A 26,212-nucleotide genomic window follows, 5' to 3' on the forward strand; every position below is an offset into this window, starting at 1 on the left:
CTCACAATCTAGACACTGAAATGGGTGCACTTTTTTATTTTTACCAATAATTTGTGTTTTTGTTGAATTGCATTCTGGACACTTGATAATCAATTTTGTTAAATATTCCTTGCCACTTGTTACTTGCTACTTAACCAGCCCTATATCTTTTCTATAATAGCTGTCCTCGAACTTGATCCTGGCAATGTTCTTGTAAACCTTCTCCCGCGCCTTGGCCAGGTTTTTGCCGGTGGCCACCACCGTCAGTACCCGCCCGCCGCTGGTCAGCAGTTGCCCCTCCGGGTTGAGCCGCGTCCCCGCGTGAAAGACCATCACGTCTTTATCGAGGTCGTCCAGGCCGGTGATGGGGTAACCTGTTTTATAGATGCCCGGGTAGCCGCCGGAAGCCATCACCACCCCCACGCAGGCATTGTTATCGAACTCGATGGTTATCTGGTCGAGGGTGTTGTTGATGACCGCCAGCATGATGTCCACCAGGTCGGTCTTGAGGCGGGGTAATACCACCTGCGTCTCGGGGTCGCCCAGGCGGGAGTTAAACTCGATTACCTTGGGCATTTTATTGTGGATGAACAGCCCGCCGTAAAGCGTCCCTTTATAGAGCCGCCCCTCGTCCCCCAGCGCGAGTATGGCCGGCTCCATGATGGTCTTCATAATCACGTTGCCCAGTTCCTGGTTGTAAAACTCCGGCGGGGTATAGCTGCCCATGCCGCCCGTGTTCGGGCCCTGGTTGCCGTCGTAGATGCGTTTATAATCGCAGGCGGGCACCGTCGGCGCCACTGTTTTGCCGTCGGTAAAGACGAAGTAGCTCATCTCCCGCCCGATTAAGTGCTCCTGGATGACCACGCGCGCCCCGGCCGCCCCGAAGGTCTTGCCCTGCATCATGTCGGTCAGCGTTTTCTCGGCTTCCTCGCGGGACTCGGTGATAATCACGCCCTTGCCCTGCGCCAGGCCGTCCGCCTTAAGCACGAAGGGAGGGTTCAGCCCGTCCAGGTAAGCTTTCGCCTGGGCGTAGTCCTCGAAGCAGGCGTTTTTCGCGCAGGGGATGCCGTGCTTCTCCATCATTTCCCCGCAAAAGACCTTGCTGGACTCTATCTCCGCGGCTTGCTGGCTGGGCCCGAAAACGGCCAGCCCGTTGCGCTGGAAAAGGTCGACGATGCCGTTGGCCAGCGGCTGCTCGGACCCGATGACCGTCAGGTCGATGCGGTTGTGCTGGGCGAACTTCAGCAGCGCGTCGTTGTCCGTGGCTTTAATGTCGACGGTTTGTGCCACCTTGGCCATGCCGGCGTTGCCCGGGGCGGCGTAAAGTTCTTTTACTTTGGGGCTCTGGGCGATTTTCCAGGTAATGGTGTGTTCCCTGGCTCCGCTGCCTACAACTAATATTTTCATTTTCCTGCACCTTTACGTTATTCCGGCGCCGCATAGCCGCCGCCCCCCCTTATCCCTTCCCCTGGTTTCCGGATTACACCGGGGCGGTAATCGGTCTATCCTGATGCCATAGTGAGTAAAACAGAGATTCCCGTGTTTTGTCAAGAGGAAAATGCGCCGTCTGGCGGTCCGGCAGGCACAGCCGGTATTGATGGGGAAACTGGTCTTTTCCGGGCAAGTTGAATTCTACTCCCACTCGATGGTAGAAGGAGGCTTGGAGGTAATGTCGTAGACGACGCGGTTGACGCCGTCTACCTCGTTGACGATGCGGTTGGAGATGCGCGCCAGTAGGTCGTAGGGGAGGCGGGCCCAGTCGGCGGTCATGGCGTCCTCGCTGGTCACGGCGCGGATAGCCGCCAGGTAGCCGTAAGTCCTAAAGTCCCCCATCACCCCCACGCTCCGCACGTCGGTCAGCACGGTGAAGCTTTGCCAGAGCTGGCGGTACAGATTGGCTTTCTTGATTTCGTTCATCAGGATGAAGTCGGCGCTGCGCAGGATTTCCAGCTTCTCTTTCGTCACCTCGCCGATGCACCGTATCGCCAGGCCGGGGCCGGGGAAGGGCTGCCGCCAGACCATTTCTTCCGGCAGGCCCAGCTCTTTGCCCACCAGCCGCACCTCGTCCTTGAAGAGGAAGCGCAGCGGTTCCAGCAGCTTGAGCGTCATGCGGGCGGGCAGCCCGCCCACGTTGTGGTGGCTCTTTATCTTGGCGGAGACGTTGCTGACGGAGGAAACGCTTTCGATGACGTCAGGGTAGAGCGTGCCCTGTGCCAGGAAGTCCACTTTGCCGATGCGTTTGGCTTCGTCCTCGAAGACGCGGATAAACTCCTCGCCGATTATCTTGCGCTTTTCCTCGGGGTCGGTGATGCCCTTCAGCCGGTTGAGGAACCTGTCCGAGGCATCCACGTACACGATGTTCATGCCCAGGTTGTTTTTAAAGACTTTTAAGGTGCGCTCCGCTTCCTCGCGCCGCAGCAGGCCGTTGTTCACGAAGATGCAGGTCAGCTGGTCGCCGATGGCGCGGTGGATAAGCGTGGCCACTACCGATGAGTCCACCCCGCCGGATAGCGCGTTGATGACCTTGCCGTCGCCCACCTGCTCCTTGATGCGTGCCATGCTCTCGTTGACGAAGTTGCCTATCGTCCAGTTGCCGCGGCAGCCGCATACTTTATAGACGAAGTTCTTCAGGATGGTCTTGCCTTCCGGGGTATGTGCCACTTCCGGGTGGAACTGGAGGCCGTAGATATTATCGTTGTTGCCGATGACCGCGTACGGCGAGTTTTCCGTGTAGGCCAGCGGGGAAAAGCCGGGGGGCATCGTTTCTATCTTGTCGCCGTGGCTCATCCAGACCGGGGTGGATTCCGGCAGTCCGGCGAACAGGGGTAAGTCCACCTGGTTGATGTGCATGATGGCGTGGCCGTATTCCCGGTGCGTGCCGGGGCTGACCTGCCCGCCCAGCTGCTTGGTGATGGCCTGCATCCCGTAGCAGATGCCCAGCACCGGCAGGTGGCTTTCGTAAACGTAGGCGGGGGCCAGGGGGGCGTTATTTTCGTAGACGCTGGCGGGGCCGCCGGAGAGGATAAAGCCGCGGGGGTTCAGCGGGGCGATTTTCTCCCAGGGCGTATCGTGCGGCAGCAGTTCGCAGTAGACCTGAGCCTCGCGCACGCGCCGGGCGATGAGCATATTGTACTGGGAGCCGAAGTCCAGGACGATGATGGCTTCGCGTTTGGCGCCGGACACGGCTTCTTCGCTTACCGCCGGTTGGTCTCCGCCGATTTCCTTGGCGATTTCGAGATAGGTTGACACCTCGATATCGTCGGTGGTGGCTATCCGATGGCTTTCATCCGGGGGCTGGACGGGATTTTCATTAACCATCTTATAGAACACAATTTACCATTATGCTATACTATCGTCAAGTGGACAGCGCGTTTTCTTGAAGCTGGAAACGCCTTTTCCCCCAAAATAAATTTTGGTCTTCGACCCTTTAAGCCGGCCCGATGGACAACTACGAGTTTTACAGTCGCAGCCCCGCCGCCACCCTGAAATCCGGCGGTAAAATAGGGGCTTGTCTCTCCGCCGGTAGCGTCATCGCTTTAACCGGGGAGCTGGGCTGCGGCAAGACTTTATTGACGCGGGGCATCTGCGCCGGGCTGGGCGTGCCGCCGCGCCAGGTGAACAGCCCCACCTTCCAGCTGGTTAACGAGTACCGCGGAAATCTGCCGGTAATGCACCTGGACCTGTACCGGCTTTCCGGCATCGAGGACGGGTTTGAAATAGGCATCATGGACTACTTTGCCCGCGCCGCCGCCGGGGTGATGATTATCGAGTGGGCGGAGAAAATGGCGTCGCTTTTACCGGAGGACGTTTTAAAAGTGGAGTTTGAAATACTGGCGGCCCGCCAGCGCCGGATAAAGCTTTCCTCTCAAGACGATAAATTCACGGAATTATTCAAGGAGCTGCGCAAGGCATGATAACCCTGGGCATGGACACCTCCGGCTACGTTAACGCCGTCGGCCTCGCTGCTGGCCCCCGCGTCCTGGCGGATGCCGCTTTTCCGGCGCGGACGGATACGCTGGAGCAAATCGTGGACAATATTGACATAACATTAAAGCAGTCCGGCCTGGCGCTTAAGGATGTGGGGGGAATAGGGGTGGGGCTGGGCCCCGGCTCCTGGACGGGCATTAAAGTGGGCGTTACCGTGGGCAAAATGCTGGCTTTCAGTACCGGCCTGCCGGTGGCGGGCATTCCCACTTTGGAGGCTTTAGCCTACGGCGTCATGGCAAAATCCGGACTTGTCCTGGCCGTCGTCGGCGCCGGCATTAAAGACACGGTCTATGCCGCCCTCTACCGCTTTCAGGGCAACGACGTTGCCCGCGAGGGTGATTATTTTACCGGCGCGGTCAAAGACCTGGCCTCTTTGCTAAAAGGAACTGTTGTCCTGGTGGGCAGCGGCGCTAAAGAATACCGTGATGTGCTGATTGGTGCGGATGACTCTCTAAGAACAAAGATTGACATAAAAGATACATCGCCCGGCGGCGCCGCCGTGGCCTGCCTGGCCGGTATCCGGCTCGCCCGGGGCAAAATTGACGACCCCCTCTCCCTTACCCCCCTCTATTTGAAGGAGTCCACGGCCAGGGTTTTTGTTAATAAATATCGGGGAGGTATGGGATAAAAACTCCCTTTATCCCTTTCCGGTTTTCATGCGGAATCTTCGATTTTACAAAAGAGGGACAATCTTTCGTCTCCCTTTCGTAAAGGGAGATAGAGTGGGTTTTTGGTAAACGCCTCTCCCTTGATGGGAGAGGTCAGGGTGAAAATACTAAATACTAATCTATTTAAGGGAAATGGAAACTTAACATAATATGCTTATCCTCGGTATTGAAACATCCTGTGATGAGACCTCCGCCGCCCTGGTGGCGGACGGTAAAACTATACTGTCCAGCACTATCGCCGCCCAGCTCGACCTGCTCAAGAAGTACGGCGGCGTTGTGCCGGAGGTCGCCGCCCGGCGCCACGCGGAGCTTATCGGCTACGTCATTAAGGAGGCGCTGGACACCGCCGGCAAGACCCTGGATGACGTCGATGCGGTGGCCGTCACCGCCCGCCAGGGGCTGGTCGGCTGCCTGATGGTCGGGGTGGCGGCGGCCAAGTCCATCAGCTACGCAAAAAGCCTGCCGCTCATCGGCCTGCATCACATCGAGGGGCATATCTTTGCCAATATGCTGAGCAATCCGGACCTGCCGGTGCCCCATATCGCCCTGACCGTTTCCGGCGGGCATAATATGCTGGTGCAAGTGACGGAAAAGTGCCGCTACGAGGTGCTGGGCGCCACCCTGGATGACGCCGCCGGCGAGGCTTTTGATAAAGTCGCCAAATTCCTGGGGCTGGACTTTCCCGGCGGCCCCGTTATTGATAAGCTGTCCCAGCAGGGCAACCGCCGCGCTTTCGCCTTCCCCCGCCCCATGATTAGAAGCAAAGCGCTGGACTTCTCTTTCAGCGGCCTCAAGACCGCCGTCATCAATATGTTTAAGGAGCCAATCGCCCGCGGTGAGGCGCTGCCCCTGGCCGATATCGCCGCCAGCTTCCAGGAGGCGGTGGTGGAGGTGCTGGTCGCCAAGGCCATGCGCGCCCTGGAGGAAAAAGGGCTGACCGCCATCAGCGTTACCGGCGGCGTTTCCGCCAATAGCCGGCTGCGCGAGGTCTGCCGGGAGGCCGGCCGCAAGCGGGGCATCGCCGTTTATTTCCCCAAACTTTCCCTCTGTACGGATAACGCCGCTATGATTGCGGCCGCCGGATACGCTAGAATAATGATGGGAGAAAGGTCGGATTTGCGTCTTAACGTGTTTCCCAACGCTCCGCTTGGGGGATGATATGAAGACCAGGTTTGAAACGATTGACGCCGCCAGCCCGGATGAAGCTGTCCTGGAACGCGCCGCCGCCCTGATTAATAAAGGAGAGGTGCTGGTCTGTCCCACGGACACGGGCTATGCTTTCGCCGCCAATGCCCTGGACATCCGCGCTATCACTAAAGTATTCCATTTAAAAGGACGCGCCTACTCCAACCCGATTCATATCGGCGTGATTTCCATGGCGGCGGCGGACCAGTACGCTTACGTGACCGCGGCGGCCAAACACCTCGCGGCCCATTACCTGCCGGGGGCGCTGACGCTGGTGCTGAAAAAAAGAGAAGTTGTCCCCTCGCTGCTGGTAGCTGGACTGAATACGGTCGGCATCCGCATCCCGGATAACCGCGTCTTCCTGCGCCTGGCGGCCATGACCGGCCACCCCCTCACCACCACCAGCGCCAATATCAGCGGTAAGCCGGGCGCCTACGCTGTAGATGAGGTCAAGGCGCAGCTCGGTGAGGATATGGCGCAGGTGGCTATGGTGCTGGACCAGGGGCCGCTCAAGATGAGAGAGGTGTCCACCATCGTGGACATGACCGCCAGTCCGCCGGAGCTTATCCGGCAGGGGCGCATCAGCTGGCTGGATATCCACGGCGTGCTGAAGATGTTCCAGGGCGCCGCCTGATAATGCAATACATTTGAGGAGGCCGTTCACGTGCGTATCGCTATCGGCAATGACCACCGGGGCTGTGAGCTCAAGACCACCGTTATTAAAGTAGTTACCGCAGCCGGCCATACCGTCCACGACTTCGGTTGCTACACGGAAGATTCGGTAGATTACCCGGATATCGCCGCTTTGGTGGCGGAGGGTATCGTTAAGGGGGATTTCGACCGGGGCATCCTGATCTGCGGCACCGGCATCGGCATGTGCATCGCCGCCAACAAGGTGCGCGGCATCCGCGCCGCCCAGTGCTATGATGTCTTTACCGCCCACCGCTCCCGACTGCATAACGATGCGAATATTTGCTGCCTGGCGGCGGAGGAGGGCGGCACCAAGGTCAAGGTCATCGTGGAGGACTTTCTCAACACGGAGTTCGAGGGCGGCCGCCACGTCACCCGGATAAACAAGATAAAGGCGATTGAAGACAGGCAGTGCGAGTGATAAAACGTTGGTGTGATGCACGAATATTACGTTTATATCATGAGTAACAAGTCGAGGATGCTATACATCGGCCTTACTAATAATTTGGAACGCCGCGTACAGGAACATAAAAAGAAACTGATACCTGGATTCACTTCACATTACGGTCTGGATAAGCTTGTCTATTTCGATCCCACCGGCGATGTTCGCGTAGCTATCGAACGGGAGAAAGAAATCAAGGGATGGGTGAGGAGGAAGAAAACGGCTCTTGTTAACTCAGTCAATCCGGAATGGAAAGATTTAAGCGAGGATTGGAATGATTGACCTGTCATTCTGAGTGAAACGAAGAATCTCGGGGAGGAGAGGAGGCAATATCGTGTCCCCGCCCCGATATCCTTCACCGGGCTCAGGATGACACCAAGAAACGTTTTAGTTGTATATGTCCAAATACACTAATGAATACCAGCGTAAACTAATCTCCGCCGAGGAAGCCGCCGGGCTGGTCAAGTCCGGCATGTGGGTGGACTACGGCGCTATCTGCGGCTTCCCCTCCCTGGTGGATGAAAAGCTGGCGGCCCGCTGTGAAGAGCTGCGGGACGTGAAAATCCGCGCCGAGCACTCCCATACCGTCATCCCCCGCGTTGACCCTGAGCAAAAGCACTTTATCCATAACTCCTGGTTCCTGGGCAAGGTGGAGCGGGAGTACCACAAGAGCGGCGCCTGCTCTTACATTCCCTTCGGGCTGGGGGAGGGGCCGCGCATGTACCGCCAGTGGCTCAGGGACAAGGTTGACATCACCTTTATCGAGACCGCCCCCATGGACGAGAACGGCAGCTTCAACTTCGGGGCGGCGGTGACGCGGCAGAAAGCCGCCTGCGAGGTGTCTAAAACCGTAGTAGTGGAGGTCAATGAGCACATGCCCTGGGTCTTCGGGGGGTATGACGAGTCCGTGAACATTGCACAGGTGCATTACATCGTGGAAAACCACGAGTACAAGATACCGGAGTTCCCGGCGGCGGCCGTCACGCCGGAGGACGCTGCTATCGCCGCGCTCCTTGCCGAGCAGATAGCCGACGGCGCCACTATCCAGCTGGGCGTGGGCGCCATCCCCAGCGTGGTGGGCAGGCTGCTCATCAAGCATAACCTGAAAGACCTCGGCATACACTCGGAGATGTTCAACGACAGCATGATGGAGCTTATCGAGGCCGGCGTGGTTACCGGGAGTAAAAAGAGCCTTAACCCCGGTAAATCGGTTTTCTGCTTCGCCTCGGGGTCGGAAAAGCTCTATAAGTTTATGGACAGGAACCCGCTCCTGGCCGGTTTCCCGGTCGATTATACCAACGACCCGTATACCATCGCCAAAAATGACAAACAGATAGCCATCAACAGCACGCTGCGGGTGGACCTGCGCGGGCAGGTCTGCTCGGAGTCGGTCGGCACCCGCCAGATCAGCGGCACCGGCGGCCAGTTGGAGTTCACCCGTGGGGCCTATTTGGCGGAGGGGGGCAAGGCTTTTATCTGCCTCCACGCCGCCCGGGAGGGAAAAGACGGCAAGGCGGTATCCAATATCGTGCCCGTGCTGGAACTGGGCGATATGGTCACCGTCCCCGCCTCTGATGTCTCGTACATCGTCACGGAGTACGGCATGGTCAACCTCAAGGGCCTGAGCGTCTGGCAGCGCGCTAAAGCGCTTATCTCCATCGCCCACCCCTCCTTCAGGGAAGAGCTAACTAAAGCGGCGATAAAGGCGGGATTCATAACACGAGGGACGCTTAATCTGCACTGATATACCCATTGCCATACCCGCCGTTTGGGTTTATAATCTGATTAAACGGGTGAATCAGCCTTAAGGAGTCCCATGGTAAAGGGTGTTGAATTTATCATCGGTGATGATGGGCGGAAAAAGGCAGTGACTATCGATCTGAAAACTCATGGTGATATCTGGGAAGATTTTTACGATACTTTACTGGTAAAAGAACGCGAATCCGAGCCTCGTGAGTCTCTTGAAGAGGTTAAAAAGAAAGTCCTCGGTCGGTCGTAACCTCTTCACCCCACCTTTAACTATTCATCTATTACTTGCCCCTTGAAACTTGTCACTTATCACTCAACGTCCCCCCGCACCACCGCGTATAGCTTCTCTAGGCTGTCAAAGGAAGTGCCAAAAGGATGTTTTTCCCCACTACCTTGGCCTATCTCATCACGAGCTTGTCGAAGGGTGAGCATATCAATTATCCCCTCATCTTTAATTTTTTATCTGTGTTTTTGATTTTCAAGTTTTAAGATTTGAATTTCCCCACCCCTTTTACTTCTCGTTCAGATTGACAATAAACCGTTAAAAATGTTATCTTTAGATACGGACTTCAAGCTAAAACCATTATTTCCGGTCCGTCTTTAGGGACGGTTATTTTTTTGGTGGAACCTGAAAAAGGTTGAAAAGAGACTTCCCCGTTGCGTTTCCCCCTTTCGTAAAGGGGGATTATAAGGGGTTTTTGGAGAGGCTTAACATGAAAAGCGATGCTGTTAAAAAGGGAGTGGAAAGGGCCCCGCACCGGTCGCTGCTTTATGCGCTGGGCTGCACGCGGGAAGAAATGGATAAGCCGTTCATCGGCATTGTTAATAGCTTCACCGATGTTGTCCCCGGGCACAAACACCTGCGGGAAATCGGTGCAGAGGTCAAGGAAGGCGTAAGGTCGGCCGGCGGCGTTCCCTTTGAGTTTAATACGATTGCCGTGTGCGATGGCCTGGCCATGAACCACGCCGGCATGAAATACAGCCTGCCCAGCCGCGAGCTTATCGCCGACTCCATAGAAATCATGGCGGAAGCTCACGCTTTCGATGCCCTGGTGTTTATCCCTAACTGTGATAAAATCGTCCCCGGCATGTTGATGGCGGCGCTGAGGTTGAATATTCCGTCCATCTTCGTTAGCGGCGGCCCCATGCTGGCCGGCGATTTGAACGGTAAGAAGCTGGACCTTAACCACGTGTTTGAGGCGGTGGGCGCGTTTGCCGCCGGTAAAATGACCGAGGCGGAAATAACCGCGCTGGAGCTTCAGGCCTGCCCCGGCTGCGGCAGCTGCGCCGGCATGTTTACCGCCAACACTATGAACTGCCTGACCGAGGTGCTGGGTATGGGTCTGCCGGGCAACGGCACTATCCCCGCCGTCAGTGCCAAGCGCCGCGCTCTGGCGCGGCAGGCCGGCGTTCAGGTTATGCAACTGCTGTCTCGGGATATCCGGCCCAAAAGCATTATTAACGCCGACGCTATCTATAACGCCTTTACCGTCGATATGGCGCTGGGCGGCAGCAGCAACTCGGTGCTGCACCTGATGGCTATCGCTCATGAGGCCGGCGTCAGGTTTGACCTGGCTACCGTTAATGAAATTGGCCGCAAAACGCCGTATCTCTGTAAGCTGCGCCCCTCCGGCCCCCACCACATCGAGAACCTGGACCTGGCCGGCGGCATTCCCGCGGTCATGGGCGAGCTTAAAGAGCTTTTAAGACTTAAGGCCGCCACCGTTACCGGCCGGACTATCGGGGAGAACATCGCCGGGGTCAAGACGCTGGACGGTGAGGTAATCCATTCCATCAAGACCGCCCACTCCGCCACCGGCGGGCTGGTGATACTTTTCGGCAACCTGGCGCCGCAGGGCGCGGCTGTCAAGAAAGCCGCCGTCGCCCCGGAGATGATGGTCCATCGCGGCCCCGCCCGGGTGTTTGACTCGGAGGAAGAAGCCACCAAAGCCATCATGGCCAAAAAGATAAAACCGGGTGACGTGCTGGTCATCCGCTATGAAGGCCCCAGGGGCGGGCCCGGTATGCGTGAGATGCTCACGCCCACCTCCCTCATCACCGGCAGCGGCCTGGAAAAAGACGTGGCGCTGATTACGGACGGGCGCTTTTCCGGGGCCACCCGCGGCGCTTCCATCGGGCATGTTTCCCCGGAAGCGGCGGCCAAAGGCCCCATCGCCGCCGTCAGGGAAGGGGATATGATTAATATCGATATCCCCGGCTACAAGCTGGAAGTGGAGCTTTCTGATAAGGAAATCGCCGACCGTTTAGCCAGGCTGCCCGCGTTCCAGCCCAGGATAAAGTCCGGCTACCTCGCCCGCTATACGGAGAAAGTTACCTCGGCCAGCACCGGCGCGGTGTTCGAGTAAATTAAACTAGCTGCTGCGCTGTCGGCTTGGAATGATAGCGTGAATCGTAGTTTGCCAATAGAATCGGAGCTTATATGAAAAAAACAGGTGCCCAGATAATATGTGAAAGCTTAATCGCCGAGGGCGTGGACGTCATGTTCGGTTTCCCCGGCGGCGTTTTACTGCCGTTTTATGATACCCTGCCACAGTACCCCCGCATCCGCCACATCCTCGTCCGCCACGAGCAGGCGGCTGCGCACGCCGCGGACGGCTATGCCCGCGCCACCGGTAAAGTGGGCGTTTGCATGGCCACCTCCGGCCCCGGTGCCACCAATCTGGTGACCGGCATCGCCAACGCTTACCTGGACTCGGTGCCGATGGTTGCCTTCACGGGCCAGGTGGTCAGGGCGCAAATCGGCAAGGACTCTTTTCAGGAAATAGATATTACCGGTATCACCCTGCCCATCACCAAGCATAGCTATGTGGCTATGGATACCGCCTCCCTGGCCAGAATCATTAAAGAGGCTTTTTACATCGCCCGGACCGGGCGCCCGGGGCCGGTGCTTATTGATATTCCTAAAGACGTGATGCAGGAAATGGCGGAGTTCAGCTACCCGGACCGCGTATCGCTGCCCGGCTACAAGATTCCCACCAGCGGGCATCCCACCCAGCTTAAAAACGCCGCCAAACTGATTAATGAAGCCAAACGTCCCCTCATTATCGCCGGACGGGGCGTTATTATCTCCGGTGCCAGCGATGAGCTGAAACAGATGGCGGAGACCAGCCAGATACCGGTGATTACCACTCTGCTGGGCATCGGCTGTTTCCCGGAGCACCACATTCTGAGCTACGGCATGCCTGGGATGCACGGCATGGGTTATGCCAATAAGGCTTTGGATGAGACTGACCTGCTCATCGCCATCGGCATGCGCTTTGACGATAGGGTGACCGGCAAGATAAGCGGCTTTGCCCCCAGGGCCAAAATCATCCATATTGACATGGACCCCGCGGAAATCGGTAAAAACGTTAGCGTTGACGTGCCGATAGTGGGCGATGTGAAAGCGGTGCTCCGCGCTCTGCACAAGCTGCTGGAAACCAATGCGCACGTGGACTGGATTCGTCAGCTTGACGAGTGGCGCCAGCAGCACCCGCTGACGGACGTTCGGGCGAGTTCCGGTCTGCTGCCGCAGTACATCATCCGCGAGCTTTATGAGGCCACCGGCGGTGACGCTGTCGTGGTGACCGGCGTGGGCCAGCACCAGATGTGGACCGCCCAGCACTATATTTTCCACCACCCGGATAGCTTTATTTCCTCCGGCGGTCTGGGCACGATGGGCTTTGGCCTGCCGGCCGCTATGGGCGCTAAAATAGGCCGCCCGGAAAAAGCGGTCTGGCTGGTGGACGGTGACGGCAGCTTCCAGATGAACATCCAGGAGCTGGCCACTCTGGTGCAGGACAATATCGCCGTTAAAATAGCCATCATGAATAACGGCTACCTGGGCATGGTGCGCCAGTGGCAGGACCTGTTCTATAAAAAGAACTATGTGGCCACCCCGCTCTCCTGCCCGGATTTTGTGAAAGTCGCTGAAGCTTACTGCATCCCCGGCGTCACGGTGACCCGCCGTGAGGAGGTCCAGCCCGCTATCGAACAGGCGGCGGCGCATGACGGGCCGTTCCTGATTAACTTCATGGTGGAGCCGGAAGAGAATGTTTTCCCGATGGTGCCGCCCGGGGCTTCCAATATCGAGTTTATCGAAGAGCCGAAGAAAGAGGTGACCTCATGGCCACGACGAAGCACACTCTAGTCGCTATTGTCCAGGATAAACCCGGTGTCCTTAACCGCATGGTTAGCCTTTTCCGTAGGCGCGGGTTCAATATCGATAGTATCGCCGTCGGGCACAGTGAAGTCGCCCATCTCTCCCGCGTGACTATCGTCGTTAACGGGACGACGGCCACCGTGGAGCAGGTCAGGAAGCAGCTCGATAAGCTTATCGATGTCGCCAAGGTCTTTGATATCACCGGCGAAAAGCTCATCGGCCGCGAGCTGGCGCTGGTCAAGGTGAAGGCCGGTTCCGCCACGCGCAGTGAAATCATTGAGATTGCGGATATCTTCCGCGCCAATATCGTGGACGTGGCCTCGGACTCCCTGACCATTGAAATCACCGGCGACGAGGATAAAATCGAGTCCATGCTCAAGCTGCTCAATGGCTTCGGCGTTAAGGAGATTGCTCGTACCGGCCGCATCGCCATGGTGCGCGGCAACATCGGCGCCATGCCGGATGAAAAACCGGCCAAAAGCCGCGCCAAAAAACCGGCAGCATAATATTTCACGACTCCAAATTGAACGGTAAGGTCACTAAAATGTCATGGCCGACCACTAAAGATGGACTCCTCAAAGACATCCGCCGGGAGCGTGAGCGGCTGGCCGCGCTTTTCGCCGGACTGACGGAAGCGGAGATGACCGCCCGGGACAAACCGGGGGCATGGTCGGCTAAAGACATCATGGCCCATATCACCGCCTGGGAGCAATCGCTGCTGGGCTGGTACCGCGCCGGACTCAAAGGTATTAAACAGCAAATGCCGGACTGGCAGACCCCCGGCCTTATCGATGGCCTTAACCGGGAAATCTTCGCGCGCAACCGTGACCGTACTCTGGCCGAAGTCCAAAAGGACTTCCTTGCCTCATATCGGGAAATCCTGAAAATGGTTGAGGAAGTCCCGGAAGGGGATATGTTCACCCCCGGCAAGTTTGACTGGACGGATAAAGACACTTTAGCGCAGTACATCGTGGTCAATTCCAGCCGCCACTACACGGAGCACTTTCCCGCGCTGGAAACTATCAGAAAACAATACGGCAAATAGCCCGTAATTTTCTTTTCTCTTCCCCCTTATCCCCCTAACCATCCCGGTGCAAACCGGGATCCAGGTAATTCGTCTTGCTCGATTATCGGGTATTTTAATATATAGAGTGACATCATTCCAGCGCAGCCGTGCCCCGTATGACAATCGTGGGCTGGAATCCACCTGATGCTTAAGCTATATTTCGGGGCATTTAGTCTCCCTTGTCACTTGCCCCTTGTTACTTGTTACTTAAACATCGGTAGCACCCCTTATGGACAATATCGTAAAAATCATATATAATGTTCCCGTATAGCCATGTCGAATAATATTTGTTCCAACCTGGTGAGAATTAGCCTCATCCTTATTAGCCCCTCCCTGAGATAGGAGAGGGGTATCGGCGTTTGTCTCTAGAAAATTCTCCAAGGAGGAACACTTAATGGACAGGGTTATTATTTTTGATACCACGTTGCGGGACGGGGAGCAGGCGGCGGGTGGTTCCCTCAATGTACCGGAAAAGCTGGAAATAGCGCGTCAGCTGGAAAAGCTGGGCGTTGACGTTATCGAGGCCGGTTTCCCGGTCACTTCTCCCGGTGATTTTGAGGCGGTCAGGCTTATTTCTCAGGAAGTGCGCGGCGTATCCGTCTGCGCCCTGATGCACGCCAACCTCAACGCTGTCGACGCGAGCTGGGAAGCGATTAAAGGTGCCGCCAACCCGCGCATCCACATCGTCCTGTCATCTTCGGATATCCACCTGTTCTACCAGCTCAAGAAGAGCCGCGAGCAGATACTCCAGATGTCCTGCGATGCGGTGGCGCACGCCCGCAAGTACACGGATAACATCGAGTTTTCCGCTATGGATGCTTCCCGTACTGAACCGGAGTTTATCTACAAGCTGTTGAAAGCTGTTATCGACGTTGGGGCCACCACGGTCAACGTCCCGGACACGGTCGGCTATGCCATGCCCGCGCAGTTCGGCGGGCTAATCGACGGCGTGTTTCAAAACGTGCCCAACGTAAACAAAGCCGTAGTCAGTATCCACTGCCATAATGACCTCGGTCTGGCGGTGGCTAACAGCCTGGAGGCCATCAAGCACGGCGCCCGCCAGGTGGAGGGCACCATCAACGGTATCGGGGAGCGGGCGGGCAACGCCGCTTTGGAAGAAATCGTTATGGCGGTAAAGACGCGCGCGGACTTTTTTAATCTGGAAACTAAGGTTGATACGCAGCAAATCTACCGCACCAGCCGTCTGGTCAGCGACCTGACCGGCTTTCCCGTCCAGCCCAACAAGGCTATCGTGGGGGGTAACGCTTTCCGCCACTCCTCCGGCCTGCACGTGGACGGCATGATTAAAAAATCGTCCACCTATGAAATCATGGACCCCAAATCGGTTGGCGTCCCTTCCAGCAGCCTGGTGCTGGGCAAGACCAGCGGCCGCCACGCTTTCAAGGAGCGCCTCTCGGAGCTGGGCTACACCTTGACCGATGAAGACCTGGCCAAGGCTTTCGCCTCTTTCAAGGAGCTGGCGGACAAGAAAAAAGATATCACTGACCGCGATATAGAGTCGCTGGTGGCCGAGGAGCGCCGCACCGTGTCCGAGGAGTACCACCTTGAGCGCGTTCAGGTGACCTGCGGCGATCAGGGTCTGCCCATGGCCGGTATCCGGCTTTTCCGTTCCAGCACCAACGAATATATCGAGGGCGCTTCCCTGGGCACCGGCCCGGTGGACGCCGTTTACAAGGCTATCAACCTCTGCGTGGAGGAGCCTAACACCCTGACCGAGTTCACCGTGAAGTCGGTCACCGAGGGTATCGACGCTATCGGCGAGGTGCTGATAAGGATAGAAAGCGAAGGCATCACCTATACCGGGCGCGGCGCGGATACGGATATCATTGTTTCCAGCGCCAAGGCATATCTCAACGCTTTGAACCGCCTGCTCTCTGCCGGGAAAGCCGCAACAGGCTAAGATTTTCGTAACAAATTAATAGCAGGAGTAAGACCTTGAATATAGCAGAAAAAATACTGGCCGCCCACGCGGGTAAAAAAGAGGTTGCCCCCGGCGAGTTCATCAATGCCCGGGTTGACATGGTCCTTTCCAACGATATCACCGCCCCCATCGCCATCCGGGAGTTCCGGCGGCTGGGCGTGGCTAAAGTTTTTGACCCGTCCAAAATCGTCATGGTAGCCGACCACTTTGTGCCGAACAAGGATATCCCCTCGGCGGAGCAGGCCAAGCAGATGCGGGAGTTCTGCCTGGAGCAGGGTATCAGGTTCTATGACGTGGGGGAAATGGGCATCGAGCACGTGCTCCTGCCGGAGCAGGGCCTGGTGCTGCCGGGGGATGTGGTTATCGGGGCGGACTCCCATACCTGCACCTATGGCGCGGTAGGCGCTTTCGCCACGGGGATGGGTTCGACGGATGTTGCCGCCGCTATGGCTACCGGCGATATCTGGATGAAGGTGCCGCCCGCTATCAAGTTCGTCTATCGCGGCGCTTTGGGTAAATGGGTAGGGGGCAAAGACCTCATCCTCTATACCATCGGGCAGATCGGGGTGGACGGCGCGCTGTATGCCGCCATGGAGTTCACCGGCGAGGCTATCGATTCGCTTTCCATGGACGGGCGTTTCACCATGGCCAACATGGCTATCGAGGCCGGCGGCAAGGCCGGTCTGTTCTATGTGGATGACAAGACGGCGGCTTACGTCAAGAACCGGGCGAACCGCAAGTACCGGATTTATGATTCCGATGCTGACGCCGCCTACGAAAAAGTTTACGATTGGGACGTCTCCAAAATAGAGCCGCAGGTCTCCCTGCCGCATTCGCCGGCCAACGCTAAACCGGTCAGCGCGGTAAAGGACGTGACTATCGACCAGTCGGTTATTGGCAGCTGCACCAACGGCCGCATTGAGGACCTGCGCCTGGCCGCCGGGATATTGAAAAACCATCAGGTTAACCCCAGGGTGCGCTGTATCGTTATCCCCGGCACGCAGCAGGTGTACCTGGAAGCTTTAAAGGAAGGTCTTATCGAGATATTCGTTAAAGCCGGGGCGGCTTTCAGCACGCCCACCTGCGGGCCCTGTCTGGGCGGTCATATGGGTGTCCTGGCCGCCGGGGAGCGCTGTATATCCACCACCAACCGCAACTTCGTGGGGCGTATGGGTAGCACTAAGAGCGAGGTCTATCTGGCTAACCCCGCCGTGGCCGCCGCCAGCGCCGTTACCGGAAAGATCACCCACCCTGATGAGGTGATGAAATAACACAATCATCCTCCCCCTTTGAAAAAGGGGGATAAGAGGGGGATTTTGGTAAAAACTATGCAGGTAGTAATCCGTGAGTACCGCGCGTCCGACTATTCGGCCTGCCGCTCGCTTAATGGTGAGCTGGCCCGGCGGCACGCGGAAGTATATGAAGACCCCTCTATCGCCGGTGAAGACCCGGGACGGGGGCTTGATAAGTACCTGGCCTTGAGCAGCCGGCGCGGCGCCTGGGTGGTGGAAGTTGATGGGCGGGTAGTCGGCTTTACCGGTCTGCTGGAAAACCAGGAGGAGGAAGGCGTGGTGGAAATCGAGCCGCTGGTGGTGTCCGCCGCTTACCGCGGCAAGGGCATCGGCTCAAAGCTCGTGGAATACGTTAAAGACGAGGCTAAAGCGCTGGGTTTCCGGTTCATCACCGTGAAACCGGAGCTGCGCAATGAAGAAGCCTTTAAGCTATACGTGTCGCTGGGTTTCAACCTCGTCGGCGGCGTGGAGCTTTTCCAGGACCTGTCTCCGGAACACGGCCGAACCTGGAAATCCGGGGTGGAAATCCTGGGCCAGAAGCTGGAATACTAGAAGCGTATCATGAAAGTCCGTGTTATCATAAAGATGATTGAAGAGGACGGCTGGTATCTGGTAGTTACCCATGGCAGTCATCGTCAGTACAAACATCCCGCCAAACCGGGCAGGGTGACAATAGCGGGTAATTTAAACCATGATTTAGCCCTGGGTACATTGAATAGCATTCTCAAGCAGGCAAAGCTTAAGGAGTAGTCATCATGCACAAATATCTGGTTATCTATGAAAAAGCCAAAAATAACTATTCGGCTTATTCACCGGATTTACCGGGCTGCATCGCTACTGGCAAGACCCGCAAAGAGACGGAAAAGAATATTAAGGGAGCTATCACTTTGCATATAGAAGGATTGAAGGAAGACGGCTTACCATTGCCGGAGGCGGTTTCTTTCACGGAGTATGTAGAAATTAAATAACGCTGTTGTCATTCCAGCGCATGCTGGAATCCAGGCGGGGTGGGGTGGGGTACTAACAACTGATAACTGTAAACTTTTAAAGGAGCCAACCATGAAACTGAAAGGCAAGGTCTTTAAATACGGCGCCAACGTGGATACGGACGCTATTATCCCCGCCCGCTACCTTAACGTGTCCGAGCCGGCCCTGTTGGCCGAACACTGCATGGAGGACATCGACCTGGATTTTGTTAAAAAGGTAAAGCCCGGCGACATTATCGTGGCCGCCACCAACTTCGGCTGCGGTTCTTCGCGGGAGCACGCGCCCATCGCTATCAAGGCCTCGGGCGTTTCCTGCGTTATCGCCGCCAGCTTCGCCCGCATCTTCTTCCGCAACGCCATCAACATCGGCCTGCCGCTGCTGGAATGCGCTGAGGCGGTGGAAAATACATCCGCCGGTGATGTCCTGGAAGTGGACCTGGAAAAAGGCAAAATCAAGAATCTCACTAACGGCAAGGTGTTTATCGCCAAACCGTACCCGGCGTTTATGTCGCAGCTTATCGCCGCCGGCGGCCTTATCGACTACACTAAAGAGAGATTAGCCCGTAAATAGCTTTAATCTGTAAGTTAACATAACAGGAGGAGATCAGTGGACTTTAACATCGTGGTTACGGCGGGTGACGGCGTCGGCCCGGAAATCATTAATGAATCTATCAAGGTGCTCCGGGCCGTCGGTAAAAAATATAAGCATACCTTTAATCTCAACCACCGGCTGGTGGGCGGCGCCGCTATAGACGCGGAAGGCAAGGCGGTATCTCAGGAGACACTGGCCCTCTGCAGGAAAGCGGACGCCGTTTTACTGGGCGCGGTGGGCGGCCCCAAGTGGGACGACCCCCTGGCTAAGGTGCGCCCGGAGGACGGCCTGCTGGAGATGCGCAAGGCTTTGGGGCTTTTCGCCAACCTGCGGCCCGTCAAGCTTTTCCCCATGCTGGTGGATGGCACCAACCTCAAACCGGAGGTGGTCAAGGGCGTGGACTTCATCTTTATCCGCGAGCTGACCGGCGGCCTGTACTTCGGCGCGCCCAAGACGCGCTGGGAGGAAAAGGGCGTCCGCTGGGGCGTGGACTCCATGCTGTATTCGGACAAGGAAATCGAGCGTATTGTCCGGGTGGGCTTTGAGCTGGCCCGCCGCCGCCAGAAGAAGCTTATCTCGGTGGATAAAGCCAACGTGCTGGAGTCGTCCCGTTTGTGGCGGCAGGTCGCTGTGGAGGTGTCCAAGGATTACCCGGACGTGGCGCTGGAGCACATGCTGGTGGATGCCTGCTCGATGCGCCTCATCCAGAACCCCCGCTACCTGGACGTGCTCGTTACCGAAAACACCTTCGGCGATATTCTCACGGACGAGGCCTCGATGCTGGCCGGCTCGATGGGGATGCTGCCCTCGGCCAGCCTGGCGGGCGTGCCCCAGACCGGCGTTAGAATCTTCGGCCTGTACGAGCCGATTCACGGCAGCGCCCCGCGCCATACCGGCCTGAACGATATCAACCCCATCGCCACTATCCTGAGCGCCGCCATGATGCTGCGCTACTCCTTCGCCCTGGATAAAGAGGCGGACGCGGTGGAGAAGGCCGTGCTGAAGGCTTTGGAGGACGGCTACCGCACTTATGATATAATGAGCGCGGGCAACACTAAAGTGGGTACGAAGGAAATGGGCGATGTGATTGTGGAGAGGGTGGGGTAAAAGAAAATCATCTTCCCCCTTTGAAAAAGTCGAAGATTCCGATGAAATCGGAAGGGGATAAGAGAGGGATTTTGAAGTAAATAATCATTGCCTTGCCAGTGGGGATGGGCAGGGGTTTAGAGCTTAGGATTTACGGTGGGGGATTAAGCAATGACAAAAGTTGAACTATACGATACCACCTTGAGGGACGGCGCCCAGAGCGAGGGGATTTCTTTCTCCGTCGTGGACAAGTTGCATATTACCCGCAAGCTGGACGAGCTGGGCATTCACTATATTGAAGGCGGTTGGCCGGGCTCCAATCCTAAAGACGCCGAGTTCTACGAGCGCCTCCCTGGGCTTAAGCTGAAGCATGCCAAAATCGCCGCTTTCGGCTCCACCCGCCGCGCCGGCGTAAAGCCGGAAGAAGACAATTTTCTCTCGGTGCTGGTGCGGTCCGGCGCCAAATTCGCCACCATCGTCGGCAAGGGGTCGGACCTGCACGTTATCAATGTCCTACGGACCACCCTGGAAGAAAATCTGAACATGATTACGGACTCCATTCTCTATCTGCGCTCTAAGGGTATTACCGTTTTCTGGGACGTGGAGCACTACTTCGACGGCTTCAAGCACAACCCTGACTACACGCTGCAAACACTGGAGGCCGCCGCTAAAGCCGGCGTGGCCTGCCTGGTGCTTTGTGATACCAACGGCGGCGCCCTCCCGGCAGAGGTGACCAAAGCTGTCAAGGCGGCGGCCAAGGTGACCGGTGTGCCTTTGGGCATCCACTGCCATAACGATAACGGCCTGGCCGTCGCCAACTCGCTGGCCGCCGTGGTGGCCGGGGCCGTGCAGGTGCAGGGTACCATTAACGGCCTCGGTGAGCGCTGCGGCAACGCCGACCTCTGTTCTATCATCCCGGCGCTTAAGCTCAAGATGGGCATCGACTGTATCAGTGATAAGCAGCTGGCCACACTGACTGAGGTGTCCCATTATATCAGCGAGCTGGCTAATGTTACCCCCAACCCTTTTGCCCCTTACGTCGGAACCAGCGCTTTCAGCCACAAGGCCGGCTATCACATGGATGGTGTCACTAAATGGCCGGACGCCTATCAGCACATCGACCCCGCTAAAGTGGGCAATAAACAGCGCACCGTGGTCTCCGACCAGTCCGGCAAGGACAATATCGTGAAGAAAGCCAGGGAGCTGGGCATCGACCTCTCCAATGCGGGTAAAGAAGTCAAAGAGCTTTTAGAGAAAGTTAAGCAGTTGGAGAGTCGCGGCTTCCAGTACGATAACGCGGAGGCCTCCTTCGAGCTGCTGCTTTACCGTGCCCGGCCGGACTATAAGCCGCTCTTTGAGCTGGTGGACTTTATGGTGGTGGTGGAAAGCCGCCGCCGCACTGCCACCCGCCAGACCGCGGAAGGCATGCTCTCGGAAGCTATGGTTAAGGTAAAGGTGGGCGGGGAGATAATCCACACCGCCGCGGAAGGTGATGGCCCGGTAAACGCTCTGGACCTGGCCCTGCGCAAGGCTTTGTTGCAGTTCTATCCCGGCCTCAAGCAGGTCAGGCTGGTGGACTATAAGGTGCGCATTCTGGAAGAGAGCACCGGCACGGAAAGCCAGGTGCGCGTGCTCATAGAGTCCAGCGACGGCGTTGATGTCTGGCACACCGTCGGCGGTTCCACCAACCTCATCGAGGCCAGCTGGCTGGCGCTGGCGGACGGGCTGGAATACTGGCTGGTGAAACAGAAGAAGTAATTCCCCGCCGCTCGCCATCGGGCCTGCCCTTGACATTTCCCGGTATCGGGCTTACAATCACCTTAACATAAAACGTGGAGGTGATTTGAGATGAGCTATCCGGTAACTTTCAAGGTGGACTATCCTGAAAAGCTCTCCCGCGGCACGCTGCTCCTCAAGGTATTCTTCGGCTGGCTGTATGTCGGTATTCCCCACGGTATCGCTCTCTGGTTTTTCGGGATAGGCGTGGCCGTGGTGCAGTTCATCGCTTTCTGGGCCATTCTCTTCACCGGCAAGTATCCCAGGGGGATGTTTGATTTTACGGTAAGGTATGCGCGCTGGACCAACAATGTGACGGCTTATCTGATGTTCCAGAGAGAAGAATACCCGCCGTTCAGCGGACAGGAATAGACGTTTAGGGTATATTTATTCCCCCTGTCATTCCAGCATAGCCGTGCCCCGTATGACAATCGGGGGCTGGAATCTGCTCTATGACTTTCCGCCATGCCGGCGTGTCATTCATAGCGTAGTGGAGAATACGTTCCTTTTTTACCGTCGCCCCTCTATCCGCCCCTACCTCGTAGCCAGGTGCTTCCCCCATTCGGCGGCGCGCTTTTCTTCCCCCTCCGCCAGCGGCCCCTGTGTCCCCTGCACGAAAAAGCCCTTCGGCGGCGCGATAATGTTGCCGTATTTGGCCCTTACCGCCGCCTCGATGCGCGTGCCGGCCCAGCCTAACAGCTTGACAATGAAGCTCTTGGCGCGGGTATCGAAAGCCGCCAGCCGTTTGCCTTTGAATACGTCGTCCGGCAGACTGTCCAGGAAAGTCTTCATCGCGGCGGTGGGTCTGCCGCGCTGGGTGGGTGAGCCGATGATGATGTAGAAATAAGGAGCGATGTCGGCGGCTTTGGCCTCGCTCACCTTGATGACTTTAGCTTCTTCTCCCAGCCCTTCGCCGATTGCTTTAGCTATCTTTTCCGTGTTGCCGTAGAGGGAATCATAAATTATCAGTGCTTTCATCAGAGACACCTCCAGCGGTATATTATGTTACCCAGTGTACTCTAAAAAGGCGGTGGGAACAAGCGTTGAAGTGCTTAACTTTGTGTTTCAAATACTTAATGGGAGGGGAAAACGCGGTGTTTAGGCCGCTTTCTGCCGGCGTGCGGTTCCGGCCAGGATAAACAGCACCCCGCTGATTAGCTGCGGCAGGAAGCACGCTGCCGTCATCTGCAGGGGGTAGGCCAGTTGCTCCATCAGGGGTTGGGAGGTAATGATGGTCAGGTGCGTGCCGATGGTGCCGGCGCTGTATAAAAGCGCCAGTATGATGAGCGCCGCGCCGCCCCAGAATGGCTCTTTCCAGCCGATGGCTATCCCCACGGCGAAAGGTACATAAAAGATGTCCAGCGGGATGAGGGCTATCAGGCTGGGGCCGCCCTCGTACATGTAAAGGCCCCAGGTTATCATGCCCGCCAGCCCGGCCAGCCCGGTGATGATGCCTGCCAGCCGCAGGCGCGCCGCTTTTTCCGTGGCCGTTTTGCCCGTTGTGGTCATTTCACGCCTCCTGTGGAGACCTTAAATAATACTTATACATCTTGAGCGCGTCATTGTCAAGATATAGTATAATAATTATGAAGCTGAAATATATCTGCCGGAGGTCTGCATGGGTATTATCAAGAGCGCCGCGGAGATAGCCAGGGAGAAGCTGGAAAAAATAGGCGAGCCCACGGCACAGGAGCGCCTTAAGTGGAAATACGGCCCGGAGGGTGAAAAGCTGGCGGCGCTGTATCTCAAGGAGGACACCAGTCTCGCCGCTGAAATCAAGAAGTTTGATGATAAGGCCCGGCCGGTTATTGCCGCCGGCGTCAATGATATCCTGCTGCGCAATATCAGTCTGCCCCGTAATGAGAACGCCCGCAAAATCAATAAGAAAGCCATGGACGGCCTCAAGGCTATAAAGAGCGATAAATCGGCGGTGGAAAATGTGTTCAGCCGCATACGGCATGTGCTCGACCATTATACGCAGGAGGGTGATAAGCAGAAGAAACAGGCTTACGATGCCCTCAAGAGCGAGTTCGAGGTCAAGGTACAGCAGGCCATCCGCCAGCAGACCGGCGTTAACTCCCGCATGAAAATAGACGTGGAAAAGCAGCCCCAGTTCCAGGAAGAGTGGCAGCGTATGCAGGCGCAGATGGAAGCCCAGTACGTGAGCCTTTTAGACGAGTATAAAAAGGAGCTGTCCGTTATCCGCTAGGTTTTAATGGGCGTGTCACTCTGAGGAAGCCCCGATAACTTCTTTCCTCCTTCGCGAATCGGGGCGGCAAAATAAAGAATAGCCTAGAGCACCATCATGGACATTGAAAGTGAACGCATTGAATACGCCGCCCGCCACACGGAGATAGTCAGGCACCCCCGGCAGCACCTGGCTACCTTCGGCATTACCAATGTCTTCTACTACCTGGTCACCGAGCCTACCTACTCGGAGATATCCCATGACACCAATGAAACGGTCATCCGGGAGGGCCGGGTCATCGCGGAAAGGCCCCGCATCGTCACCCCTTATTACCTCACCCACCTGGAGGGGTTCAGCTATGACGCCCGCCAGTACCTGGAAAAGCTGATGCTCATGCACGGCCCCAATGCCCCCGGCCTTTTCTATACCTATAAAAACGAGCCCCAGGGACTCAATATCGTGTCTGATGCCTGGCCGGTGGTGGTGGAAAAGCTCAACGACGAGATTGATAAGAAAGGCGACCCCCTGGCGGCGATTATCAAGGGCCAGGACGACCTCTGGGACGTTTCCCTGCTCAAGTTTATCTATGAAATCACCAGCCGCTCCGTGCAGAGCAACCTGGCGCAGATGGGCTCGCGCGGGCTTTTAGGCATGAGTCACGGCGGTATCCCGGTGGGGGCCAGGCAGGTCATCGAGGAGATGTTCCAGCAGGCTTACCGCGGGGAGATCAAGACTTTTGATTTGGAGCGGGAGCTTAACCGCTGGGGCGCCTTCGAGGAGTACCAGGACCGCTTTTTCGCCCTCGTCCGGGGAGGGAAATAGACCGGTGAAGGACAATATCGTGGTGGTCCGCCCCCCCTCGGAGGCCGATAGCTTCCTTCTGCCGGTGACCATCGGCTGCTCCCATAATACCTGTACTTTCTGCTCCACCTTTAAAGACGTCGCTTTCCGTCTCCGTGATATCACGGATATCAAGGAGCATATTGATATCGTCGCCCGGCGCTATGATCCCGGTGTGCGACGCGTCTTTCTGGAAAACGGCGATGCCATCGCCGCCCCGCAGCCTTTGCTCGTTGCCGTCCTCAAGTATTTAAAAGAAAAACTGCCCAACCTTGAGCGGGTCGGTACCTATGCCGCCCCTTTATCCACCCTGCAAAAAAGCCTGGCGGAGCTTAAGGAGCTGAAAGCCCTGGGACTGGATATCGCCTATCTCGGCGCGGAAAGCGGTGACGCGGAAGTACTGCAAAAGGTGAAAAAGGGCGCCACGCCGGAACAGATAATCGAGGCCGGACGCCGCTTGAAGCAGGCGGGTATAACCACCTCCGTTACCGTTATCCTGGGGCTGGGCGGTGTGGCGGGAAGTGAGCGTCATGCCATCGCCACCGGCCAATTGCTGACCGCTATCGACCCCCATTATGCCGCCGCCCTTACCCTGATGCTGGTGCCCGGCGCCCCCCTTTATGAAGACATGCGCCGCGGCGACTTTGCCCTGATATCGCCCTTGCAGTCGCTGGTGGAGCTCAAGCTCATTATTGAAAACTCGACTTTTACCGATTGTTTTTTTACCGCCAACCACGCCTCCAATTACCTGCCGCTGCGGGTGCGCCTGCCGGAGCAGAAAACGGATATACTTAAAATCCTGGATAGTGTCATCATCAGCGGCGATAGCGCCCGTCTCAAGCCGGAGCACCTGCGCGCGCTTTAGCTCCGGCTCCGGGGAATCGCGGAAAGGAAGACCGATTATGGATATTACCGTCATCAAGGCCCGTGACCTTTCCGAGGCCTGGTTCCTCTGTCTTTGCCGCACCCTCCAGGATGGCCGCGAGTACAAAATCGACCGCGGAAGCTATGCGGGGCAGCGCCGTAAGGAGATGGACTTGGCGGTCGTGCAGATCGAGTTTCCCGCCACCAGGCCGCTCGTGCCGGACGTGCCGCCGGGCGTTCCCCCGCCCAGCACCATGGACTATGTCGAGAGTTACCTCCCTTATCTCATGACCTCCCACATTAAAGAGGGGGAGCAGTACACCTACGGGCAGTACCTGGAAAGGCAGATAGCGGAAGTCATCAAGATGTATCAACAGGATGGCTTCAACACCAACCAGGCTTACATGGCGGTGGGGAATGAAAAGTCCATTGATTTGCCTGATCCTCCCTGCCTGCGCATGATAGATACCAGGGTGCGGGATGGCAGGCTCAACTTCGTGGTGTATTTCCGTTCCTGGGACCTCTGGGCCGGCTTTCCTTCCAACCTGGCGGCTATCCAGCTGCTCAAGGAGTACATGGCCGGGGAAATAGGGGTGGAGGACGGGGAAATCGTTGCCATGAGTAAAGGCCTGCACCTTTACGAGTACGCCTGGGACCTGGCCAAAGCGGTGGTCAGGGTGGAGTAGGGAGTTTTACATTAACATAGAGGAGATTTATC

At 56.9% G+C, this 26,212-nt stretch carries 29 protein-coding genes; 25 read left to right on the top strand and 4 right to left on the bottom strand.

What is annotated here, in order from left to right:
• Positions 1-126 precede the first annotated feature (126 nt).
• Both purD and guaA read right to left on the bottom strand, forming a co-directional pair.
• Positions 127-1,386 carry a phosphoribosylamine--glycine ligase gene (purD, locus tag WC370_03905; GenBank protein MFA5308616.1) on the bottom strand — a complete coding sequence of 420 codons (1,260 nt, stop codon included), beginning with the start codon at positions 1,384-1,386 and terminating at the stop codon, positions 127-129.
• Positions 1,387-1,611: 225 nt separating this feature from the next.
• Complete coding sequence (gene guaA / locus WC370_03910) at positions 1,612-3,297, bottom strand: glutamine-hydrolyzing GMP synthase (GenBank protein ID MFA5308617.1); 1,686 nt, start codon at positions 3,295-3,297, stop codon at positions 1,612-1,614.
• A 122-nt stretch (positions 3,298-3,419) separates the two neighbouring features.
• On the opposite strand from guaA, the gene tsaE reads away from it, so the two are divergent.
• The 21 genes from tsaE to WC370_04015 all read left to right on the top strand — a co-directional run bounded on the left by tsaE (position 3,420) and on the right by WC370_04015 (position 21,974).
• Positions 3,420-3,893, top strand: coding sequence for a tRNA (adenosine(37)-N6)-threonylcarbamoyltransferase complex ATPase subunit type 1 TsaE (tsaE, locus tag WC370_03915; GenBank protein MFA5308618.1), 474 nt, complete (start codon positions 3,420-3,422; stop codon positions 3,891-3,893).
• Positions 3,890-4,594, top strand: a complete 705-nt coding sequence (gene tsaB / locus WC370_03920; protein MFA5308619.1) for a tRNA (adenosine(37)-N6)-threonylcarbamoyltransferase complex dimerization subunit type 1 TsaB — start codon at positions 3,890-3,892, stop codon at positions 4,592-4,594. Before tsaE ends, tsaB begins: the two co-directional genes overlap by 4 nt.
• Before the next feature lie 190 nt (positions 4,595-4,784).
• Entirely contained in the window at positions 4,785-5,792 is a 1,008-nt protein-coding gene (tsaD, locus tag WC370_03925) for a tRNA (adenosine(37)-N6)-threonylcarbamoyltransferase complex transferase subunit TsaD (protein MFA5308620.1), read from the top strand.
• A gap of 1 nt (position 5,793) precedes the next feature.
• A complete protein-coding gene (locus tag WC370_03930; protein ID MFA5308621.1) occupies positions 5,794-6,453 on the top strand; it encodes an L-threonylcarbamoyladenylate synthase in 660 nt (219 codons plus the stop codon).
• Between the two features lie 30 nt (positions 6,454-6,483).
• Entirely contained in the window at positions 6,484-6,930 is a 447-nt protein-coding gene (rpiB, locus tag WC370_03935; GenBank protein MFA5308622.1) for a ribose 5-phosphate isomerase B, read from the top strand.
• A gap of 15 nt (positions 6,931-6,945) precedes the next feature.
• Positions 6,946-7,233: a GIY-YIG nuclease family protein gene (locus WC370_03940; GenBank protein ID MFA5308623.1), complete on the top strand. Its 288-nt coding sequence runs from the start codon at positions 6,946-6,948 to the stop codon at positions 7,231-7,233.
• Positions 7,234-7,348: 115 nt separating this feature from the next.
• Positions 7,349-8,695, top strand: a complete 1,347-nt coding sequence (locus tag WC370_03945; GenBank protein MFA5308624.1) for an acetyl-CoA hydrolase/transferase C-terminal domain-containing protein — start codon at positions 7,349-7,351, stop codon at positions 8,693-8,695.
• A gap of 72 nt (positions 8,696-8,767) precedes the next feature.
• Complete coding sequence (locus WC370_03950; GenBank protein ID MFA5308625.1) at positions 8,768-8,950, top strand: hypothetical protein; 183 nt, start codon at positions 8,768-8,770, stop codon at positions 8,948-8,950.
• A 463-nt stretch (positions 8,951-9,413) separates the two neighbouring features.
• The gene (gene ilvD / locus WC370_03955; protein MFA5308626.1) at positions 9,414-11,066 is read left to right on the top strand and encodes a dihydroxy-acid dehydratase; all 1,653 of its coding nucleotides are present in this window, start codon (positions 9,414-9,416) and stop codon (positions 11,064-11,066) included.
• Positions 11,067-11,140: 74 nt separating this feature from the next.
• Positions 11,141-12,850, top strand: coding sequence for a biosynthetic-type acetolactate synthase large subunit (gene ilvB / locus WC370_03960; protein MFA5308627.1), 1,710 nt, complete (start codon positions 11,141-11,143; stop codon positions 12,848-12,850).
• Entirely contained in the window at positions 12,826-13,368 is a 543-nt protein-coding gene (gene ilvN, locus WC370_03965; protein ID MFA5308628.1) for an acetolactate synthase small subunit, read from the top strand. The genes ilvB and ilvN overlap by 25 nt, the downstream gene beginning before the upstream one ends.
• A gap of 38 nt (positions 13,369-13,406) precedes the next feature.
• Positions 13,407-13,907: a ClbS/DfsB family four-helix bundle protein gene (locus WC370_03970; protein ID MFA5308629.1), complete on the top strand. Its 501-nt coding sequence runs from the start codon at positions 13,407-13,409 to the stop codon at positions 13,905-13,907.
• Positions 13,908-14,322: 415 nt separating this feature from the next.
• Positions 14,323-15,849, top strand: coding sequence for a 2-isopropylmalate synthase (locus WC370_03975; GenBank protein ID MFA5308630.1), 1,527 nt, complete (start codon positions 14,323-14,325; stop codon positions 15,847-15,849).
• A gap of 35 nt (positions 15,850-15,884) precedes the next feature.
• Positions 15,885-17,141: a 3-isopropylmalate dehydratase large subunit gene (leuC, locus tag WC370_03980; GenBank protein MFA5308631.1), complete on the top strand. Its 1,257-nt coding sequence runs from the start codon at positions 15,885-15,887 to the stop codon at positions 17,139-17,141.
• Between the two features lie 57 nt (positions 17,142-17,198).
• Positions 17,199-17,714, top strand: coding sequence for a GNAT family N-acetyltransferase (locus WC370_03985; protein MFA5308632.1), 516 nt, complete (start codon positions 17,199-17,201; stop codon positions 17,712-17,714).
• A gap of 9 nt (positions 17,715-17,723) precedes the next feature.
• The gene (locus WC370_03990) at positions 17,724-17,912 is read left to right on the top strand and encodes a type II toxin-antitoxin system HicA family toxin (protein MFA5308633.1); all 189 of its coding nucleotides are present in this window, start codon (positions 17,724-17,726) and stop codon (positions 17,910-17,912) included.
• Between the two features lie 5 nt (positions 17,913-17,917).
• Positions 17,918-18,130 carry a type II toxin-antitoxin system HicB family antitoxin gene (locus WC370_03995; GenBank protein ID MFA5308634.1) on the top strand — a complete coding sequence of 71 codons (213 nt, stop codon included), beginning with the start codon at positions 17,918-17,920 and terminating at the stop codon, positions 18,128-18,130.
• A 91-nt stretch (positions 18,131-18,221) separates the two neighbouring features.
• Positions 18,222-18,719 carry a 3-isopropylmalate dehydratase small subunit gene (gene leuD, locus WC370_04000; protein MFA5308635.1) on the top strand — a complete coding sequence of 166 codons (498 nt, stop codon included), beginning with the start codon at positions 18,222-18,224 and terminating at the stop codon, positions 18,717-18,719.
• A 36-nt stretch (positions 18,720-18,755) separates the two neighbouring features.
• Positions 18,756-19,847 carry a 3-isopropylmalate dehydrogenase gene (gene leuB / locus WC370_04005; protein ID MFA5308636.1) on the top strand — a complete coding sequence of 364 codons (1,092 nt, stop codon included), beginning with the start codon at positions 18,756-18,758 and terminating at the stop codon, positions 19,845-19,847.
• Positions 19,848-19,997: 150 nt separating this feature from the next.
• Positions 19,998-21,584 (top strand): citramalate synthase, encoded by a 1,587-nt coding sequence (gene cimA, locus WC370_04010; GenBank protein ID MFA5308637.1) that lies wholly within the window; start codon positions 19,998-20,000, stop codon positions 21,582-21,584.
• Positions 21,585-21,674: 90 nt separating this feature from the next.
• The gene (locus tag WC370_04015) at positions 21,675-21,974 is read left to right on the top strand and encodes a DUF4389 domain-containing protein (GenBank protein ID MFA5308638.1); all 300 of its coding nucleotides are present in this window, start codon (positions 21,675-21,677) and stop codon (positions 21,972-21,974) included.
• A 162-nt stretch (positions 21,975-22,136) separates the two neighbouring features.
• On the opposite strand, the gene WC370_04020 is transcribed toward WC370_04015, so the two are convergent.
• Positions 22,137-22,580 carry a flavodoxin family protein gene (locus WC370_04020; protein ID MFA5308639.1) on the bottom strand — a complete coding sequence of 148 codons (444 nt, stop codon included), beginning with the start codon at positions 22,578-22,580 and terminating at the stop codon, positions 22,137-22,139.
• Positions 22,581-22,700: 120 nt separating this feature from the next.
• Positions 22,701-23,111: a hypothetical protein gene (locus tag WC370_04025; protein ID MFA5308640.1), complete on the bottom strand. Its 411-nt coding sequence runs from the start codon at positions 23,109-23,111 to the stop codon at positions 22,701-22,703.
• Between the two features lie 109 nt (positions 23,112-23,220).
• On the opposite strand from WC370_04025, the gene WC370_04030 reads away from it, so the two are divergent.
• From WC370_04030 to WC370_04045, 4 genes are all read left to right on the top strand, one after another.
• The gene (locus WC370_04030; protein MFA5308641.1) at positions 23,221-23,811 is read left to right on the top strand and encodes a hypothetical protein; all 591 of its coding nucleotides are present in this window, start codon (positions 23,221-23,223) and stop codon (positions 23,809-23,811) included.
• Positions 23,812-23,907: 96 nt separating this feature from the next.
• Positions 23,908-24,612, top strand: a complete 705-nt coding sequence (locus WC370_04035) for a hypothetical protein (protein MFA5308642.1) — start codon at positions 23,908-23,910, stop codon at positions 24,610-24,612.
• 4 nt (positions 24,613-24,616) lie between these two features.
• Positions 24,617-25,495: a radical SAM protein gene (locus tag WC370_04040; protein ID MFA5308643.1), complete on the top strand. Its 879-nt coding sequence runs from the start codon at positions 24,617-24,619 to the stop codon at positions 25,493-25,495.
• Between the two features lie 37 nt (positions 25,496-25,532).
• Complete coding sequence (locus WC370_04045; protein ID MFA5308644.1) at positions 25,533-26,180, top strand: thymidylate synthase; 648 nt, start codon at positions 25,533-25,535, stop codon at positions 26,178-26,180.
• The last annotated feature ends 32 nt before the right edge of the window (positions 26,181-26,212 follow it).

The sequence above is a fragment of the Dehalococcoidales bacterium genome (assembly GCA_041652735.1).
Classification (GTDB): Bacteria; Chloroflexota; Dehalococcoidia; order Dehalococcoidales; family RBG-16-60-22; genus RBG-13-51-18.

What these genes read in the sequence shown, in the direction of transcription:
- WC370_04020 (MFA5308639.1), bottom strand. Translation starts at nt 22,580, where the DNA reads ATGAAAGCACTGATAATTTATGATTCCCTCTACGGCAACACGGAAAAG.
- WC370_03930 (MFA5308621.1), top strand. Translation starts at nt 5,794, where the DNA reads ATGAAGACCAGGTTTGAAACGATTGACGCCGCCAGCCCGGATGAAGCT.
- cimA (MFA5308637.1), top strand. Translation starts at nt 19,998, where the DNA reads ATGACAAAAGTTGAACTATACGATACCACCTTGAGGGACGGCGCCCAG.
- purD (MFA5308616.1), bottom strand. Translation starts at nt 1,386, where the DNA reads ATGAAAATATTAGTTGTAGGCAGCGGAGCCAGGGAACACACCATTACC.
- ilvN (MFA5308628.1), top strand. Translation starts at nt 12,826, where the DNA reads ATGGCCACGACGAAGCACACTCTAGTCGCTATTGTCCAGGATAAACCC.
- tsaE (MFA5308618.1), top strand. Translation starts at nt 3,420, where the DNA reads ATGGACAACTACGAGTTTTACAGTCGCAGCCCCGCCGCCACCCTGAAA.
- ilvB (MFA5308627.1), top strand. Translation starts at nt 11,141, where the DNA reads ATGAAAAAAACAGGTGCCCAGATAATATGTGAAAGCTTAATCGCCGAG.
- tsaD (MFA5308620.1), top strand. Translation starts at nt 4,785, where the DNA reads ATGCTTATCCTCGGTATTGAAACATCCTGTGATGAGACCTCCGCCGCC.
- WC370_04015 (MFA5308638.1), top strand. Translation starts at nt 21,675, where the DNA reads ATGAGCTATCCGGTAACTTTCAAGGTGGACTATCCTGAAAAGCTCTCC.
- WC370_03950 (MFA5308625.1), top strand. Translation starts at nt 8,768, where the DNA reads ATGGTAAAGGGTGTTGAATTTATCATCGGTGATGATGGGCGGAAAAAG.
- ilvD (MFA5308626.1), top strand. Translation starts at nt 9,414, where the DNA reads ATGAAAAGCGATGCTGTTAAAAAGGGAGTGGAAAGGGCCCCGCACCGG.
- WC370_04025 (MFA5308640.1), bottom strand. Translation starts at nt 23,111, where the DNA reads ATGACCACAACGGGCAAAACGGCCACGGAAAAAGCGGCGCGCCTGCGG.
- WC370_03970 (MFA5308629.1), top strand. Translation starts at nt 13,407, where the DNA reads ATGTCATGGCCGACCACTAAAGATGGACTCCTCAAAGACATCCGCCGG.
- guaA (MFA5308617.1), bottom strand. Translation starts at nt 3,297, where the DNA reads ATGGTTAATGAAAATCCCGTCCAGCCCCCGGATGAAAGCCATCGGATA.
- WC370_03995 (MFA5308634.1), top strand. Translation starts at nt 17,918, where the DNA reads ATGCACAAATATCTGGTTATCTATGAAAAAGCCAAAAATAACTATTCG.
- WC370_03945 (MFA5308624.1), top strand. Translation starts at nt 7,349, where the DNA reads ATGTCCAAATACACTAATGAATACCAGCGTAAACTAATCTCCGCCGAG.
- leuD (MFA5308635.1), top strand. Translation starts at nt 18,222, where the DNA reads ATGAAACTGAAAGGCAAGGTCTTTAAATACGGCGCCAACGTGGATACG.
- WC370_04035 (MFA5308642.1), top strand. Translation starts at nt 23,908, where the DNA reads ATGGACATTGAAAGTGAACGCATTGAATACGCCGCCCGCCACACGGAG.
- WC370_03990 (MFA5308633.1), top strand. Translation starts at nt 17,724, where the DNA reads ATGAAAGTCCGTGTTATCATAAAGATGATTGAAGAGGACGGCTGGTAT.
- tsaB (MFA5308619.1), top strand. Translation starts at nt 3,890, where the DNA reads ATGATAACCCTGGGCATGGACACCTCCGGCTACGTTAACGCCGTCGGC.
- WC370_03940 (MFA5308623.1), top strand. Translation starts at nt 6,946, where the DNA reads ATGCACGAATATTACGTTTATATCATGAGTAACAAGTCGAGGATGCTA.
- WC370_04045 (MFA5308644.1), top strand. Translation starts at nt 25,533, where the DNA reads ATGGATATTACCGTCATCAAGGCCCGTGACCTTTCCGAGGCCTGGTTC.
- WC370_04030 (MFA5308641.1), top strand. Translation starts at nt 23,221, where the DNA reads ATGGGTATTATCAAGAGCGCCGCGGAGATAGCCAGGGAGAAGCTGGAA.
- WC370_03975 (MFA5308630.1), top strand. Translation starts at nt 14,323, where the DNA reads ATGGACAGGGTTATTATTTTTGATACCACGTTGCGGGACGGGGAGCAG.
- WC370_03985 (MFA5308632.1), top strand. Translation starts at nt 17,199, where the DNA reads ATGCAGGTAGTAATCCGTGAGTACCGCGCGTCCGACTATTCGGCCTGC.